16 protein-coding genes and 2 pseudogenes are annotated in these 15,689 nt (G+C 69.7%); 5 read left to right on the top strand and 13 right to left on the bottom strand.

Annotated features, from left to right (window positions below; genetic code table 11):
• Window positions 1–111: 111 nt before the first annotated feature.
• Entirely contained in the window at window positions 112–1,131 is a 1,020-nt protein-coding gene (locus tag ABZ719_RS18825; RefSeq protein WP_366726294.1) for a hypothetical protein, read from the bottom strand.
• Window positions 1,132–1,978: 847 nt separating this feature from the next.
• On the opposite strand from ABZ719_RS18825, the gene ABZ719_RS18820 reads away from it, so the two are divergent.
• The 4 genes from ABZ719_RS18820 (at window position 1,979) to ABZ719_RS18805 (ending at window position 4,375) form a co-directional block, all read left to right on the top strand.
• The gene (locus ABZ719_RS18820) at window positions 1,979–2,617 is read left to right on the top strand and encodes a nitroreductase family protein (RefSeq protein WP_366726293.1); all 639 of its coding nucleotides are present in this window, start codon (window positions 1,979–1,981) and stop codon (window positions 2,615–2,617) included.
• Window positions 2,618–2,684: 67 nt separating this feature from the next.
• Window positions 2,685–3,302 (top strand): 6-phospho-3-hexuloisomerase, encoded by a 618-nt coding sequence (hxlB, locus tag ABZ719_RS18815; protein WP_366726292.1) that lies wholly within the window; start codon window positions 2,685–2,687, stop codon window positions 3,300–3,302.
• A gap of 14 nt (window positions 3,303–3,316) precedes the next feature.
• Entirely contained in the window at window positions 3,317–4,081 is a 765-nt protein-coding gene (locus ABZ719_RS18810; protein WP_366726291.1) for a triose-phosphate isomerase family protein, read from the top strand.
• A gap of 24 nt (window positions 4,082–4,105) precedes the next feature.
• Window positions 4,106–4,375: a hypothetical protein gene (locus tag ABZ719_RS18805; protein ID WP_366726311.1), complete on the top strand. Its 270-nt coding sequence runs from the start codon at window positions 4,106–4,108 to the stop codon at window positions 4,373–4,375.
• A gap of 199 nt (window positions 4,376–4,574) precedes the next feature.
• On the opposite strand, the pseudogene ABZ719_RS18800 reads toward ABZ719_RS18805, so the two are convergent.
• Window positions 4,575–4,814, bottom strand: a pseudogene (locus tag ABZ719_RS18800) (IS5/IS1182 family transposase); the annotation flags it as partial.
• A 31-nt stretch (window positions 4,815–4,845) separates the two neighbouring features.
• Window positions 4,846–5,049: pseudogene (locus tag ABZ719_RS18795) on the bottom strand (VOC family protein); the annotation flags it as partial.
• A 318-nt stretch (window positions 5,050–5,367) separates the two neighbouring features.
• On the opposite strand from ABZ719_RS18795, the gene ABZ719_RS18790 reads away from it, so the two are divergent.
• Window positions 5,368–5,895, top strand: coding sequence for a DinB family protein (locus tag ABZ719_RS18790; RefSeq protein WP_366726290.1), 528 nt, complete (start codon window positions 5,368–5,370; stop codon window positions 5,893–5,895).
• 37 nt (window positions 5,896–5,932) lie between these two features.
• Here ABZ719_RS18790 and ABZ719_RS18785 read toward each other — a convergent pair whose 3' ends face one another.
• The 10 genes from ABZ719_RS18785 to ABZ719_RS18740 form a co-directional block, all read right to left on the bottom strand.
• On the bottom strand, window positions 5,933–7,012 hold the full coding sequence (locus ABZ719_RS18785) for a winged helix DNA-binding domain-containing protein (RefSeq protein ID WP_366726289.1): 1,080 nt from the start codon (window positions 7,010–7,012) through the stop codon (window positions 5,933–5,935).
• A gap of 143 nt (window positions 7,013–7,155) precedes the next feature.
• A complete protein-coding gene (locus ABZ719_RS18780; RefSeq protein WP_366726288.1) occupies window positions 7,156–8,157 on the bottom strand; it encodes an acyl-CoA dehydrogenase family protein in 1,002 nt (333 codons plus the stop codon).
• A gap of 5 nt (window positions 8,158–8,162) precedes the next feature.
• On the bottom strand, window positions 8,163–9,323 hold the full coding sequence (locus ABZ719_RS18775) for an acyl-CoA dehydrogenase family protein (protein WP_366726287.1): 1,161 nt from the start codon (window positions 9,321–9,323) through the stop codon (window positions 8,163–8,165).
• Between the two features lie 21 nt (window positions 9,324–9,344).
• Window positions 9,345–10,109: an alpha/beta fold hydrolase gene (locus ABZ719_RS18770; RefSeq protein WP_366726286.1), complete on the bottom strand. Its 765-nt coding sequence runs from the start codon at window positions 10,107–10,109 to the stop codon at window positions 9,345–9,347.
• Window positions 10,106–11,365, bottom strand: a complete 1,260-nt coding sequence (locus ABZ719_RS18765) for a cytochrome P450 (protein ID WP_366726285.1) — start codon at window positions 11,363–11,365, stop codon at window positions 10,106–10,108. The genes ABZ719_RS18770 and ABZ719_RS18765 overlap by 4 nt, the downstream gene beginning before the upstream one ends.
• A 69-nt stretch (window positions 11,366–11,434) precedes the next feature.
• Entirely contained in the window at window positions 11,435–12,166 is a 732-nt protein-coding gene (locus ABZ719_RS18760; protein WP_366726284.1) for a sulfotransferase family protein, read from the bottom strand.
• On the bottom strand, window positions 12,163–13,026 hold the full coding sequence (gene lysX, locus ABZ719_RS18755; RefSeq protein ID WP_366726283.1) for a lysine biosynthesis protein LysX: 864 nt from the start codon (window positions 13,024–13,026) through the stop codon (window positions 12,163–12,165). The genes ABZ719_RS18760 and lysX overlap by 4 nt, the downstream gene beginning before the upstream one ends.
• A 79-nt stretch (window positions 13,027–13,105) precedes the next feature.
• Window positions 13,106–14,119 (bottom strand): BtrH N-terminal domain-containing protein, encoded by a 1,014-nt coding sequence (locus tag ABZ719_RS18750; protein WP_366726282.1) that lies wholly within the window; start codon window positions 14,117–14,119, stop codon window positions 13,106–13,108.
• Window positions 14,116–14,772: a hypothetical protein gene (locus ABZ719_RS18745; RefSeq protein WP_366726281.1), complete on the bottom strand. Its 657-nt coding sequence runs from the start codon at window positions 14,770–14,772 to the stop codon at window positions 14,116–14,118. The genes ABZ719_RS18750 and ABZ719_RS18745 overlap by 4 nt, the downstream gene beginning before the upstream one ends.
• 19 nt (window positions 14,773–14,791) lie before the next feature.
• A complete protein-coding gene (locus ABZ719_RS18740; RefSeq protein WP_366726280.1) occupies window positions 14,792–15,565 on the bottom strand; it encodes a 2OG-Fe dioxygenase family protein in 774 nt (257 codons plus the stop codon).
• Window positions 15,566–15,689 lie beyond the last annotated feature (124 nt).

Here is a 15,689-nt window from a genome sequence, read left to right as displayed (position 1 = left end):
GCCGCCCTCGTCCGTCGCGCGTCCGAAGGGCAGGCGGGACATCGTCGTACGGCCGCCGACCGCCTGCGACGGACCGACGGCGGCCCGGGCGGACTGCAGCGCAGGAGAACGTCAGGCACCGGAAGAATGCTCTGTCTCCGTCGGTGAGGCGAGCGACGACAGACTGGCCAGCAAGGCAGCCGCCTCCGGGAGCCGCCGGAACGGCATGAGCCGTGCGCGTAGTTCCCGTAGAGCGAGCACGGACCGGTGCGAGCGCACAAAGGGAAACTCCTCTGCGAAGATGCGGCCGTGGAGGCACGCTTCGTCGAGCCGCCCTCGCTCGAGCAGCACGAGCGCTGTACGCGCCTGGCTGAGGGCCCTCAGCCGGTGTTCACAGGCGGGACGTTCGGCCGCTGCGTACCGGAGGGCGTCCAGAGCCGGACGTGCGTCCCCGAGCCGGTGGAGCGTCTGTCCCTGCCTGTAGGCGAACCCGGCTCTCGGGTACTGGAAGAAGACGCCTCGACGGTCCTCGGCCCGGCCCAGTGCCCTCTCGGCCGCGGCGAGGTCCCGGTACGCGCTGTCGCGTTCCCCCCTCAACGCCCGGACGTGGGCCTGCTGCACGAGGACGAAGGCCCGCAGGTCACCGCCGGCGGACGCAGCCGCGCTGGTGACCGCGGCGTCGACGAGGTCAGCCGCGTACCGAAGGGCTTTCATCCGTACCGCCTGGACGCTCATCGCCCGCAAGGTGATCGCGCGCGTGTGGTGGTCGTCGGCTTCGGTGGCGGTTTCCAGTGCGAGGAGGTAGTAGCGCTGTGCAAGCCCCTGGTGACCCGCGTCCGCCGACATCTCCCCCAGCAGGTGCGCCAGGTGCGCTATCGCCGGCAGAAGCTCGGCTCCCACGGTCGGCGGTGCCGGACGCGCCAGCAACCGTCCGACGTCCTCACCGAGACAGGAGGCCAGTGCGGTACGAGCGTGACCGCCCCCGTACCGGTACCAGCCCGCGGCGAACTGGGACACCACGAACCGGACCCGCTCCACGTCGGCGCCGGTGACTGCGGCCCCATGCCGGACCGGGCCGTCGGACCGATGCCGGTCGAGGGCACCGGCGCTCGGGACGCCGCGCTGGCGGAAGACGGACCGCAGCAGCGTCACCCTGCGCGCGGGGTCGGCGTCCGTCCTGGCCAGGACGACCAGGTTCCGGAGGGCGTTCCTCTGTTCTCCTTCGGTGGACTCGCCCGATTCATCGGTCAGCCCCGTCTCCTGAGCGCTGACCGGGCGGCCGATTCGGCGGGTCAGGGCTTCGGCCACGAGTTGCGGAACTACGCCCCGGGGGCGGGAACCGGTGAGCCAGTGGGCCACCGTCGTGCGGTCGTACCGCAGTGACACGCCCTCAGCCGCCGCCAGTCGGTTGACGTCCCGGGCCAGTTCCGCGGCGCTGATGCCCGCCTCCGTCAGTAACCCGGCGAGTAAGGCGTTACGCCCACGACGGCGTACCACAGGCGCCTCCAGCGACGTCGTCCTCCGACGCTCGGCGGGCAGGGGGTGCAGGGTGCCCGGACAGTGACCTACCGGTGCGCGGACACCGTATCGTCTGTTTACCCGGCCCACGCTTCGTCAACACGGGGACGACGGGCCGTTCAGGGGCGCATCTGGCACAGCCCGTCGACGGGCCCTGGCTTCTGTCACAACGCTCGGCACCACCCTCGCCGCCACGCCGCCGAGCACCCTCACGGCACGGAGTACCGTGCACGCGGGCCCCGTTCAGGACGTCGTCGTTCAACACGTTCACGCATCCCTTTGTGCGTCGAGGTGTTCGCCATGCGTGTCGGGGGAGCCGAACCCCGAGTCCATGGGGTGGCCCGAGCACCGGCCTGCACCGAAGTCACGTGATCGGTCGCTTCGCCCGAGAAGGAGTGTGAACGGCGTGCCGGAGGAGAAGGAACCAGCGCACGGAGGGCACAGCGCCGCACCGGCGACAGGGCCTCTGAGCGGTGCGGAGTTGCTGACGACGACCCGGTCCGTCCGCAGACGTCTTGACCTGGACCGGGCCGTGGACGTTCGCCTGGTGCGCGAGGCATTGTCGATGGCGTTGCAGGCACCCAACGGGTCCAATGACCAGCCGTGGCAGTGGATCGTGGTGACGGATCCCGCCCGGAGGCGCCGTCTGGCCGAGTGTTACCGGCGGGCGGCCGGTCCCTACCTGGATGCCATGGCGGCGCAGGCGGCCGCGGCGCCGGAACGCCGTGGTGTCTGGCGGGCGTCCGTGCATCTGGCGGAGCACCTGCACCGTGTTCCCGTCCTGGTCGTGCCCTGCCTGAGCGTGTCACCCGCTGATTTCGAGGCACGGTTCGCGGATCTGGGATTCCCTCCTCCGGTGGGCCATGTCGCGCACTCCGTCTACTACGGCTCGGTCTGGCCCGCCATGTGGAGCCTGATGCTCGCTCTGCGTCTGCGCGGACTGGCCTCCGCCATGACGGCCCTGCACCTGGCCCACGCCAGGGAAGCCGCCGAAGTGCTGCAATTGCCGGACCACGTCACCCAGGCAGGCCTCCTGGCCGTGGCGCACCCCACGGGTGATTCCTTCCGGCCCGCGCCTCGTAAGGACGTCGACGAAGTCCTGCACCGGGACTTCTGGTGAGTTCGCCGCCGTCCTCTCCCCGGACGTCGCGGTGGCTCCCCCTCACCCGCACAGGAGTGATACGCCAGTGGTCGACCAGAACAAACCCCATGAACAGCAGGTCACTACGCCCGACACACCGGTAGGGATCGACGGTCCCTATGCCTCCGCCCGCCGCGTCGTCGTGCGGGAGCTGGACGCCCTGCTCTCCCACGTCGATGAGCGCGTCTGCAGCGACTTGGTCGCGGCGATCCGCGACGCCGACAGGATCTTCGTGGCCGGCGCCGGCCGCTCCAAGCTCTCCGCCGAGGGTTTCGCGATGCGTCTGATGCACCTGGGACTGACGGTGCACGTCGCCGGTGACTCCACAACTCCGGCCGCGGGGCCGGGGGACCTGCTGCTGGCGTGCAGCGGGTCGGGTGAGACCCCCACCACGCTGGCGATGGCGGAGAACGCCGCTCGCGCGGGCGTCCGGATCGCTGTGGTGACGGCGGATGCCGGCTCGAGCCTGGCACGACGGACGGACCTGCTGGTCCACCTCGCCGAATACAGCCAGGACCACGAACCCGGCCGGTCCGCCCAGTTCGTCGGGACCCTCTTCGAGCAAGGAGCCCTGCTGTTCTTCGACTCCCTGATCCTCGCCTACGAGCAGTTGTACGGGACCGAGCCTCGGGACATGCTCGCCCAGCACACCAACCTGGAATAGACGCGGACTGACGCATGACGACGACACCAGTCTCACTGACCAGCACCAAGATGAACCTCGGTCTGCGGGAGACCGAGGAATGGATCGACGACGTCCTCCTTCCCCGGGCCGACGCACTCGCCCGGCTGCGCTTCTGCGCCTGTCTGCCTCACCCGGTCCTGCCGCTCGGAGCCCGTCTGCTGAAGGACAGCGGCATGAGCGCCGGCGCGCAGAACGTCTGGTACGAGGCGGGGGCGTTCACCGGTGAGGTCTCCGCCGGCCTGCTGGCCGAGGTCGGCTGCACGCACGTCATGGTCGGACACGCGGAGCGGCGTCGCCTGTTCGCGGAGGACGACCGGCTCGTCGGCCGCAAGTCCCGGGCCGCCGCACACGCCGGCCTCATCCCGGTGATATGCGTCGGAGAACCCGAACGTCTCGGTCCTGCGGAAACCGTGCAGCACGTCCGCCGACAGGCGTCAGCGGCTCTGGACGCCCTTCCGCACGAGGCCCCGGCCATCGTTCTCTACGAGCCTGTCTGGGCCATCGGCTCCGCGCAGGGCGCCGATCCTCACCAGGCCGCCGCGGTGCTCGACGCCCTGCACCGTGCGGCCGGCGGTCACCACGACGTCGGCATGATCTACGGTGGCGCCGTCGTCCCGGGTACGTACTCCGCCCTGCGCCGCCTCGCCCCCTGGGACGGAGTGGCCCTGGGCAGGGCCGCGCAGGACTGCGCGCTGCTCGACGAGACGCTCGGTGAACTCCTCGAACCGCCACGCCGGGAAGCGGTGGACGGCGGGTGACCCTTGGGCACGGACAGCGAATGGGTGTGGGAGTACGAGGGATGCCGGCCCGTCGAGGAAGGCGTGCGCGAGACCGTGTGTGCCCTCGGCAACGGGGGCTTCGGCGTCCGAGAGGCCGTCCCGGGGGAAGAGTCCGGCGCTGATCGCTACCGGGGCACCTGCGCAGCAGGGTGCTACAGCCACACGTCCGTGCGAGTCGCGGACCGGGCCGTACGCTGCGAGGCCATGGCCAACCTCCCCGGCCGGTTCCGCGCCCGTTCCCTCAGTGCTGTACCGGGCAAGCAGCATCCCTGATCGTGGCGTCCTGTTCTGCCACATCGACGAGCGGGCCGGACGGCACATGGACGCGGGCGCAGCCGGTGACCGGTACCGGCCGCTTTCACACGATGTTGATCAGGAACGCTCTCGTCGTAAGAGATGAGGACCTGCGGGCCGGGTGCGGTCCTTGCAACCGCTTCTGACCGAGGTGCGGCCGGAGTGGTTCGGCGTAGCCACCGTGAGCGATGCCGCGACGCGCGACCAACGGCTTGGTGCCGCGCTTCCCCAGCAGGCGGCGGTACTTGTCGAAGTCGTAGCCCGGTCGCACACAGACGTCGGGGCTTCCGGCGAGCGCGTCCCCTGGTTCCCCGAACCGGCGGGACCGCGTCGAGCAGGGGCAGAAGCTGGGTCCGTGCCGGTCGCCACCGGTGACAGTCACGGCGGGTGGGGTTCCGTGCCGGTCGACGATCAGGTGCTGAGCGCTGGGCGCGCAGGACCGGCAGAGCGGCCCGGATGACGCCACTGTGTTCGGCCTCCGGCACCCGGCGGAACGACAGTCGGTATCCCCGGCCCCCGGGGTCCTCCAGTACCGCCCGCGTGTCGCGCTCGTCCTCCGCGCCGACGTGGACGTAGCCCAATGCGGCACTCCAGAAGGACGACAGCGCGCGCGGGTCGCGCGCGTCGACGGTCACCTGGACGCGGTCATCCATCCGGGTGCTCCCTTTGTGCCCGGCGCGCGGGTACGGACGTCGCAGATCGCGTCGTGGGCAAGTGCCCACCGAGGGCCGCCACTTGGGCTGGTGTGTGCGCCCTTCCCCGTCCCACGTCCCTGGAGAACCGCGCCATCATGTGGTCTTTTTACACCACGACAACAGTGGCGACAACGGAGTCCACGAGTCGCGGCGTGCTTACCACGGCCAATGCCCCGTACGGCTACTGTCGGTTGCGGTGTGAGTGCAGACTGTGCCGAATCGGTTACCCTCGGAGGCGTTCGTCACCGACATCACCGACATCGGCAGGAGTGCTGGATGATCTGGCGTACCGAGGTCCTCGATCAGCTCGATCTGTACTGGGACCACCACTTGATGCCCAGGCTGGCCGGTCTCACCGACGACGAATACTTGTGGGAGCCGGTGGCGGACTGCTGGTCGATCCGCGTCGGCGGGGACGGAAGGGCCTCGCTCGACCTGCGTCGCCCCGCCCCCGAGCCGCCGCCGGTGACGACGATCGCCTGGCGCCTGTGCCACGTCGCCTTTCACGTACTGGGCATCCGGGCCAGCGCTCACTTCGGTGACGGATCACTGACCTTGGAGACCGCGTCCCTTCCCGTCACGGCCGCGGACGGGCTCGAGGCGCTGCACGAGCACTACCACGCATGGCGCAAGGGGGTGCTCTCCCTGGACGACGCGGAACTGCGGCGGCCCATAGGAGATGTCGAGGGGCAGTGGGGAGAGCGGCCGATGGCGACCCTGCTCCTGCACGTCAATCGTGAAGTGATGCATCACGGAGCGGAGATCGCCCTGCTCCGCGATCTCCACCGCGCCCGCTTCGCGTGAGCTCCGGGCGAGCGCGGCAGAGCGTCGAGCCAGGTCGTCAGAGGATGCGCACCGGCAGCCGGCTCACTCCACTGGCGCGGGCGACGTGCGCGGCCTCCTTCTCGACCTCCTTCACGGCGAGCCGGTCGGTGTCCGGGAACGGGGTGACCACCAGCTCCTGGTCGACGATCTCCCACACCCCGACGACCCTGCCGTCCTTCACGACCACGGGGGAGATCCAGCCGGCGGCGCGGCTCACCGCGGAGCGGTGTTCCGGCGCGAGGACGACCTCGTCCTTGGTGCCGGGGCCGAGGAGGTACTGGTCGAAGCCGCCGAGCAGCCTGATGCCGGTGCACGGGGCGGTGGCGGCGAGTTCCTCCGCGTGCTCCGTCAGGACGAAGGTCTTGCGCCCTTCGACATCGACCTCGGTGAGTTCGTCGCCCATGTCGCCGAACCACTTGCGCAGTTTCGGCTTGCTCGTGCTGTTGAGCGACAGCCAGCGGTCGAAGGTCTCGATCGTCGCAGGGCCGTACGCGCCCAGGTACGCCTTGATCACCGTGGGCGCCGCCTCGTCGGGTTCGGGCATCTTGCCCCAGTCCGCACCGAACTGGCTCGCCGGCAGCGTGAACGTGATCTTGTTGCCCTGGTTCGGGCCGTGGCACAGGACGCCTCGCCAGGCCAGCGGTTTGAGCACGGAGCCCCACCCCGACCGCAGTCGCTCCTCCATGCTCACGAACCGCTTGTCGGCGACGAGCCGGGTGACGAGTTCGTCCCGGGTGAGCACCACTCCGTCGAGGATGCCCGCCACCTCTTCGGTCAACTCGTCGACCTGCCGGGGCGTGACGCCGGAGGCCCGGGTCCAGGACGGCTTGAGCCAGCTTCCCGTGTTCGCCATGAGCGACAGGTAGGGCCCGGCCTCACTCGGCCGCAGGAGGTGCAGGGTTCCGCGCATCGCCCAGGTCTTCATCAACGTGAGGCCGGCGACCTCCCGGTTGACGCTTTCCCGGTCGGGTGCCGCCTGCCGAAGTGCGACGTTCAGCTCGGCGACACTCCAGACCTGCGCCTGCACGCCGCACAGCCTGCCGACGACGTCACTGGCGCTCGGCTGGGTACGCGGCTCCAGGAACTGCCGCTGCATCCGCCACGCAAATACCTGCCTCCAGCTGACCTTCACACCGTTCCTTCCGGCCGACAGTGCACACACTGCATCAGAATCTGCATGTCAACCTACACCGAGAAATCCGGGATGCCAGCGGAACAGCGAATGTGGGTGGACCGGAGTCAGGCGACGGATCCGGCTTCCCGCCACAGCGCGGCGGGGGTGCCCAGCCGCACCGACTCCACGGCCACCAGCCGGTACACGGACGCCGCTGTCGAGTGCGCGAGCATTCCCCGTACGCCGTGGAGCTGGAGGGCGATGCGGCTGGCGAGCTGCGCGTGTTCGCCGGCCACCGCCAGCATCGCCGCCGCGTCGGGGTGTCCGCCGCGGTCGAACTCCCAGGCCGCCTTGTTCAGCAGAAGCTTCCAGCCCTCCCCCTCGCCGATCAGGACGGCCAGCCGGTGCGCGACCGTCTGCCGCTCCACGAGCGGTTTGCCGGACTGGGTACGGGTGTTGGCATGGGCGCGGGCCACATCGACGATCCAGTCGGCGATGCCCAGCAGCAGTGCCGCCTGCCGGATCCGCGCCGCCGCGAGGGCTCGCTGCCAGTGCGCGTCGGTCACCGGCAGGGACCGGGAAGGCGCACCGCGGAACTTCAACCGCGAGGCGGGTGTGCCGAGATGCTCTGCGGGCTCCGTGACGCAGGTGCCGGGTTCCGGAATCACCAGGTGCCACGCGTCGCCGTCGGCGCCGGTGGTTCGCACGACGCACAGCGCGATGTCACCGGGAGGCAGCGATTCCGACTCGCCCCACAGCCGGTCTCCGTCGCGCACTTGTACGGCGTCGCCGCCTCGTGTCCCCACGACCACCGCGTGCCGGGTGCCCTTGTACAGGTCCGCGAGGATCCCGGCCAGCAGTTCCGTGGGGGCGCCGTCGCAGTCGAGCAGGTCGAGCGCGAACGCGGTCGCCCGGTAGCTGTCGAGCGGTTCCAGTCCGTGTCCGAGGCGTTCGTTCACGACGATGTCGGCGCTGAGTCCGAGCGCGAAGCCGCCGAGGCGCTCCGGAGCGCCGAGGGAGGGCACGCCGATGTCCGCCAGTTGGGCGGGAAGGTCGCCGGTGCGGGTGAGGACCGTGTCCACGGCGCTGCGCAGACGCTGTTGGAACGGATCAGGTCGCAGGTCCATCGCGGTCAGTCCTCCCTCGGGGCGTGGGTGAATACCCGGGCGCTGCTCAAAATGTCCAGCATGACCTCCGAGGCCCCGCCGGAGATGGTCATGCCCGGTGCCTCTCGGAAGGCCGCCTCCAGTGTGCGGTCACCGGGGTCGGACCCGGGCTCCAGCAGGTCCTGGCCCAGGGTGTCCAGGGCCCACCAGGCGATGCGCTGGGCCGATTCGCTGCAGTGCCATTTCGCGAACGAGGATTCGGCGATGTCGGGCCTGCCGTCCTGGAGGTTCTGCATGACCTGGCAGCTCAGCAGTCTGCTCGCGGTGATCCGCGCCTCGTGACGGGCCAGTCCGGTGCGTACGGCCTCGGACCGCTCGGCTCCGTCCCTGTCGACACGTTGCGCGACGAGATCCAGCCAGTGGCGTCCCCGCGCGTAGTAGTCCAGGCCGGTACGCTCCGCGGCGAACATCTGGGTGATCAGCGACCAGCCCTCGCCGACCTGGCCGAACAGCGCCGACTCGTCGACCCGCACATCGGTGAACCAGATGTCGTGGAACTGCTCGTTCGCCAGACTGGGAATGGGGCGGATGACGACACCGGGTGCGTCCAGCGGGACGAGGAAGAGGGTGAGTCCCTCGTACTGGCTGCTCTGCGGATCGGTCCGTACCGCGATGAGCGCGATGTCGGCGTAGGCGCTCTTGAGGTTGTAGGTCTTGCGCCCGTTGAGGACCCAGCCGGCACCGTCGCGCACCGCGGTCGTGGTGATGCCTGCCAGGTCGGATCCGTTGCCGGGCTCGGTGAACAGGATGCACGACGTGAGTTCGGTGCTCGCCAGGGCGGGCAGCAGCGTCCGGCGCTGCTGCTCCGAGCCCGCCGCCAGGATCAGGGAGCCGACGTTCTGCACCGAGATGCAGTACAGATTCTGCGGTATCCGGTGGGCGACGAGCTTCTCCAGCAGCGCCACGGTCGCGGTGAAGTCGGCGCCCCTGCCGCCGTACTCGACCGGCCAGGAGGGAGCGAGGATTCCGGCGTCGCCCAGATACCGGTACAGGGCACGGGGGTCGCCGTCCATGCCGTCCTGCCGGGTGGCGAGCTCCCGCAGCAGCCGTTCCGTCTCCGGGGCCGTCAGAATCTCCTCGACCTCGTTCGCGAAGTCGACGCTCTGAGGTGGCACATCGAAGTCCACGCTCTCACTCCTTGTCGGTAGTCAACGCACTCGACGGATCGCGCCCTGTACGGCCCGCATGATCTCGGCCCGGTGCTCGGTCAGGAAGAAGTGCCCGCCCGGCAGCACGGAGAGGGTGAACTCTCCCGATGTCTGCTCGCCCCAGCCGCGCATCGCGGTCGCAGGCACCTCCGGGTCGGCGTCTCCGCACCAGGCGGAGATCGGGCACGAGAGCCGCGGTGCCTCCTGGTACCGGTAGTTCTCGATCATCGCGAAGTCCGCCCGGATCATCGGCAGGAGCAGGTCCAGCAGTTCGTCGTGCTCGAAGACCGTCTGGTCGGCGGCGCCGTAGTCGCGCAGCATCTGGATGAACTCGGCGCGGGGCAGGTGGCTGACGGGGGCGATCGGACGGACGATCGTCGGTGCGGGGCGGCCGCTGACGAAGAGGTGCCGCACCGGCCGGTTCAGCGTCTGAAGGCGCCGGGCGACCTCGAACGCGAGCATGGCTCCCATGCTGTGCCCGTACAGGAGGGTCCGCGTGGGTTCGGCGGCGATGGTGTCGGCGATCTCCTCGGCGAGCTGCACCAGGTCCTTGGCCGACGGCTCGGTCATGCGGCCACCACGGCCGGGCAGCTGCACCGGCACCAGTTCGACGGGGCTCGCGCAGTGCGGTGCCCAGTCGGCGTAGTAGGTCGCGGAGCCACCGGCGAAAGGGAAGCAGTACAGACTGTGTGTCGCCGCGGCGGAGCGGAACCGGCGGTCGAACCACAGCCGGGCGTCGGGGCGGTGCAGGGGGTAGCTGCTCACCGTACGTGTGCCTGACGGGGGGTGAACCGCACCGGCATGCTCTTGTAGCCGGGCACGAAGTGGGAGGCGACGTGCTTCACCTCGCCGGCGATCTCGATGCTCTCCACCCGCTCCAGGAGTTCGTCGAGGAAGATGTCGAGGCCGACCTTGGCCAGGTTGGCGCCGATGCAGTAGTGCGGTCCCAGGCCGAAGGCGAGGTGCTTGTTCGGCCGTCGTGCGACGTCGAAGGTGTAGGGGTCGGGGAAGACCCTCTCGTCCCGGTTGGCCGCGCCGATCCAGGCGGTGACCGGCTCGCCCGCCCGGATGGTCCGGCCGTGCATCTCCACGTCCTTGACGGCGTACCGCATCAGCGCGGTGACCGGGGAGGACCAGCGCAGGAGCTCCTGGAGGCAGGACGCCCGCAGCTCGGGGTTCTCCTGTACGGCCCGGTACTGCTCCGGGTGTTCGGCCATCACGGACATCAGGGTGCACAGCGCGTGCGGCGTGGTGACGTTCGCGCCGATGAGCAGCACGAAGGCGTTGAGGAGGACCTGCTCCTGCGTCATCGGTCCTTCCGAAAGATCCATCCCGACCATCGCGCCGATGACGTCGGGGTCGACGTCGTCCCGGCTCCGCTGCGCGTACTCCTTCTGGAAGTACTCGAACAGCTCGTGCCGGGCCTGGCGCACGGTGGCCTGCGCGCTGCCGGCGGAGTAGTCGGGGTCGTCGTAGGCGATCGTCATCATGACCAGCTCCGCGAGCCTTTCCCAGGACTCGGGGGGCAGGCCCATGAGCGTGCCCGTGACGGCCATCGGGAACATCATCGTCTTGTGGGCGATGTCGTACACGCCGGCTTCCAGGACCGACTGGATCAGGTCCCGCGACAGGTCTCTGAGCAGCCGCTCCTGAGTGGCGACCACGGAGGGCGAGAAGGCCTTGTTGAGCGGCTCCCGGAACTCCCGGTGCCGCGGCGGGTCGGTGTCGGCCATCATGTTGTCGGACGCGATGTCCGCGGTGTTGAGGTCGAGCACGCACAGGATGGTGCCCCGCCGGGAGGAGAACTCCCCGTGGCTGCGCAGCACCCGGCTGACGTCCTCGTGGCGGGTCACGACCCAGAACGGCTCCCGGCCACCGCCGGGGTCGGCCCGGTAGAGCGGCTGGTTCTCACGCAGGTCGGCCCAGAGCGCGTGCATGTCCGTGGCGGCGTGGAATCCGGAGTTGAGCAGGTCGGAGTCCTGGAAGTGCACCGGGCAGAACGGGGGTTTGGAAATGATCATCTGCCGTACCTCTCGGATTCGATCGGCCAGAGCGCCCTTTTCATCGGCGAGTCGGTGTCCCCGGTCCCGTCACGAGATCCGGAGCCGCCGCTCCCACAGGTACTCGTAGAAGGGAAGGTGGTGTTCGTAGAAGCGTCGCAGCAGGGGGTCGTTGTCCGTCGTCCTGTCGTAGGTCCGCTCGCGGCGCCGTATCGTCGAGGTGGCGCTGACATCCGTGTGCCAGCGCGCGGACTGGCTCCACTCCGGTCGCTGGCCCGGCTGCCACTGGAGGGCGTCGGCGCGAAAGGGCAGGCCCACCGTCGCGCAGTACTGCCGGACGGTCGCCTCCGGGTGATCCACGAAGTCGTCGGAGTCCAGGATCACCGCGTTGCCGCCGGCGTCGAGCACTGCCTGATGGATGCGGTGGAGGTAGGCGATGCCCACTTCGTGGCAGGCCATGTCCGGCTTGATGGCCGCGTACGACGGGATGATCTCCCTCGGGTCGCGCAGCAGGAAGGCGTGGTGCCCGCTCTTGAGGAAGTCCTGGCGTGCGAACACGGAGTCGTAGAGGCAGTCGGTGGTGTCCTTGAAGAACACCGTGCGCTGCGCCGCGAGTTCGAGGAGCGCGTCCGTCAAGGTGTCCGTGTCGTGCACCGTTCGGCCGTCGATGACGGTGCTGCCGTCGTTGGCGATGTTGCAGAACGGCTCGTGCAGCGCCAGGACGTCCTGGCGTTCCACCATCATCCGGAAGAACACCGTGGAGCGGGAGCGGGGCGCGCTCCACAGCGCGAGCAGCGAGGGGTGACCGGCCGTGGCGCTCATGCCTGCGCCCCTTCCCGGGCCTCGATCTCCGCTACGGCCCACTCGACGATGCCTTGCGCGACGTCGATGCCGGTCGCGTCGACGGCGCCGTGGAACTCGGGCGTGTGGTTGACCTCGTTGGCGTAGAGGCGCTCCTGCTGGTCGATCAGCAGGTCGACGCCGAGGAACCCGCCTCCCACCGCGTGTGCCGCCGCGACGGCCAGCTCCGTCAGTTCGGGGGTGATCGGGCAGGGGGTCGCCGCGCCTCCGATGGCGGTGTTGGTCCGCCAGTCGTCGACCGCGTTCTTGTAGATCGCGCAGATCACCCGGTCACCCGCGACGTAGGCCTTGATGTCGCGCCCGGGTTTGTCGATGTGCTCCTGGAGGAAGAAGACGTGCTGCTGCGGGTTCGGCAGGGCGGCACGGTGTTCGAGGACGGCCCGGGCCTGCTCCTCGTCGCGGACGCGCGTGGTCAGGTGGCCCCACGAACCGGTGACGGGTTTGACCACGACGGGGTAGCCGAGTTTGGGCATCGTTTCCAGGGCCGCCGCCGTGCCCCAGGTCGCCGCGGCCTGCGGCATCCGGAGCCCGGCGCTGTGAAAGGCGAGTGCGGTGCGCAGTTTGTCGCCGCAGACGTCCAGTACGGCGGGCTTGTTGCAGGTGGGGACCCCGAGCGCTTCCAGCGTGGTCGCGACGGAGGCGGCACGGCTGTGGCTCACCTCGCGCATCAGCGCGGCCCGGTAGGGCGGGCGGCCGTCGGCGAGCAGCAGCCTGAGCCCGCGCGGATCGACGTGCTCGCAGCGCAGCCCGAGCCGCTCGAACGCTTCGAGGATCAGTCGCTCCTCGCGGCGTATCCGGGAGGCGACTACGGCTATGGGCATGGCAGTTCTGTCCACGATTGCCCTTCACGGTCGGTGTGCGGTGGTGGAGGCGCCGTCGGCCGGCTGTGTGCCGGCCCGGTCAGGACACCGCGTCCGCGGCGAGTTCGAGCAGGTCGAGGGCGGCTTCGAGGCGCCGGACGAGTGTGGTGGCGTGCGCGCGCAGTTCCTCCGGCCGGTGCCGCTGCCAGACGCGTGAGTGGGCGCCCGTCATGCGTACCCCGGTCCAGCCGTGGGCCACCGCGTCGACCCCGGCCGCCGCCTCCGCGAGTTCCGGGATCCGCCATCTCACCGCGTGGGTGCGCAGGAACTCGGCGTGCAGGCCGCTCTGGGCCTGGATGTTCCACGAGATGACGTACAGCTCGCTCAGGGCCTCGGACGCCGCGTCCGTGCCGGGGGTGAGCGCGCACAGCTGGTCGAGGTACTGGCGCAGGCCGGACAGTCCCGTCTGGGTGTCCGCGGGGGACTCCTGCCGGTACCGGGCGACGTTCTCCCGGATGACATGCCCGACCCAGCGCCGGTCCGGTTCCGGGACGGGGCCCGTCATGCGGGTGCTCAGCCAGCGGCGGCCACTGGGGCTGGCGCTGAAGAACACGTCCGCGTCGTCCGGCGGGTTGAGCGATCCCCAGCTCGCCAGGAAGTCGGCGACGGGGATCGCGCCCTGGAACGCGGGGGGCTGGGCGTCGGAGACGTACACCTCGGTGTCGGTGATCCGGTAGACCACGAGGAGGTGTGCGGCGTGCACGTCGTGGAAGGCGGGCCGGAAGGGCAGATGGAAGTTGTCGACGGCGGCGATGGGCAGCACGCCTGCCGCGAGCGCCTCGCGCAGATCGTCCACGCCGTCGCCGTCGCTGCGGTGCCAGGCCGACTCGAAGGGGTGGTAGAGGGCGAGCCGGCCGGCGAGCGAATCGGGTTCCGCGAAGAAGAAGTACTCCTCCGAGCTCCACGCCCCGGGGTGGCGGCGGAACTCCCAGGGCGCGCCGAGGACGGTGACCGGGTCGTGGCCGTCGCGGAGCAGCGCCGTCGCCAGGGTGCCGTGCAGGCAGCTGCCCAGGTCGCGGGTCCAGAGCCGGACCGGCGGTGCGGTGGTGGTCATGCCGTCGCCCCTTCCGCGAGTCGTACGTCGGCCGCGGTCCGCAGGGTGAGCGCGAAGATGTGCATGGCGACCGAACGCGGCAGCCGCAGGGACTGGGCGACACCGTGGCGCGGCATCCCCACCCGGGTCAGCCACATCGTGGTGGGCAGCCCCTCCTGGACATGGTGCGGGTAGTGCATCCGGGAGGTGCGGAAGGCACTGAGCTCTCCGAACGCGGGGGTGCCGTCCAGGAAGTCCGAGATTCCGACCCGGAGGGGATCGGCGTGTCCGTCGTCGTAGTGGGCCCAGATGATGTCCTCGCTGCGCCGTTCGGAGGCGGCGAGGAGATGGATCCAGTCGTACCGGCCCGGCGGGATGGCGACGACCTGTCCCTCGCACCGGACGTTGTCCCCCGTCGCGTGCGCGTTCGCCCAGAGGAAGGGGATGCCGGCCACCTCGGTCAGGGATCCGGGCTCGGGAAGCTCCGCTGCCGGGAAGGAGTTCCCCCAGGCGTTCAGCCGCCCGGAGTCGAGGTCGCGGACGCCGGTGACCGCCCGGTTGTTGAGCAGGCCGTCGAGGTCGATCAGGCGGAACTCCGGCGCCGATGCCGCTCCGGGGAGTCTGAGCACGCGCGTGTCCGGTTCGCCTTCGGTGAGTACTGAAGTGTTTGCCACGTGACTCATCAATCCCCCATCACCGGAGAAATCTGTACGTGCGTCCTGTCACTTCGTCCGGGGCGGGCACACGGTTGAAGTCGACGATCATGGTGTCCCGCCAGCCGGACTCGGTGCCGGGTTCGGGCCGGATCTCGCTGACGCTGTGTTCCATCGTCGTGTCGGACACGATCAGGGTCTCCAGCGGCTCGGTCATGGCGACCGAGAACTGTGCCTGCGACTCGTTGTTGCGGAACAGCTGGTTACGTCCGCCGGCACACTGGTGCCGGTCGATCAGGTGTATGGCCACGTAGGCGTGACCGTCCGAATGACGGCCCTCCGGCGCCGGTTCCGAGCTTTCACCGGAATCCGCGAGGACCCGGATGAAATGGATGCCGAGTTCCCAGTCCTGCTTCCCCGCCGCCTCGTTGACGACGGCGACGGTCTCGCGCAGCAACCGGGGAAGGCAGGGGCCCGCCAGTACGGCATCGGTCAGCGGCTCGAACACACGCAGCCGGCCGCCGAAGGCGCGGTTGATCTCCTTGCTCTGGAAGAAGTCGGTTCCGCGCAGCGGCTCCAGCGTACCGTCCCGGTGGGCGAGCACTCTGCCGAACCGCCGGTTGCGTCGGCACCGCTCCTCGCCGAGGTAGGGGTCCGGGACGAGTTCGTCCCAGGCCGAGCTGAACTGTTCCCAGTCGCTTCCCTCGGTGGGCTCGCTCAGGCGGCCATGTGCCCAACCGTGCTGAGCGAAGTGATCGGCGCGCAGTCTTCCAGGTGTCGATTCCTCGATCAGCACTGAGTCCTGACCTGGCATGTGGGGCTTCCCCTCTGCGGTGCGACGTCCTACACAAAAACCCGCAGTCGTCAGCGAAACAATACTACAAATACTGCACCGATACTTCGACGACCCTCTGGGAAATCCGCAACGAGCGGGCCCG

It is taken from the genome of Streptomyces sp. NPDC006743, from assembly GCF_040703815.1.
Lineage (GTDB): Bacteria > Actinomycetota > Actinomycetes > Streptomycetales > Streptomycetaceae > Streptomyces.
This window is presented reverse-complemented; position numbering and strand designations above follow the sequence as displayed.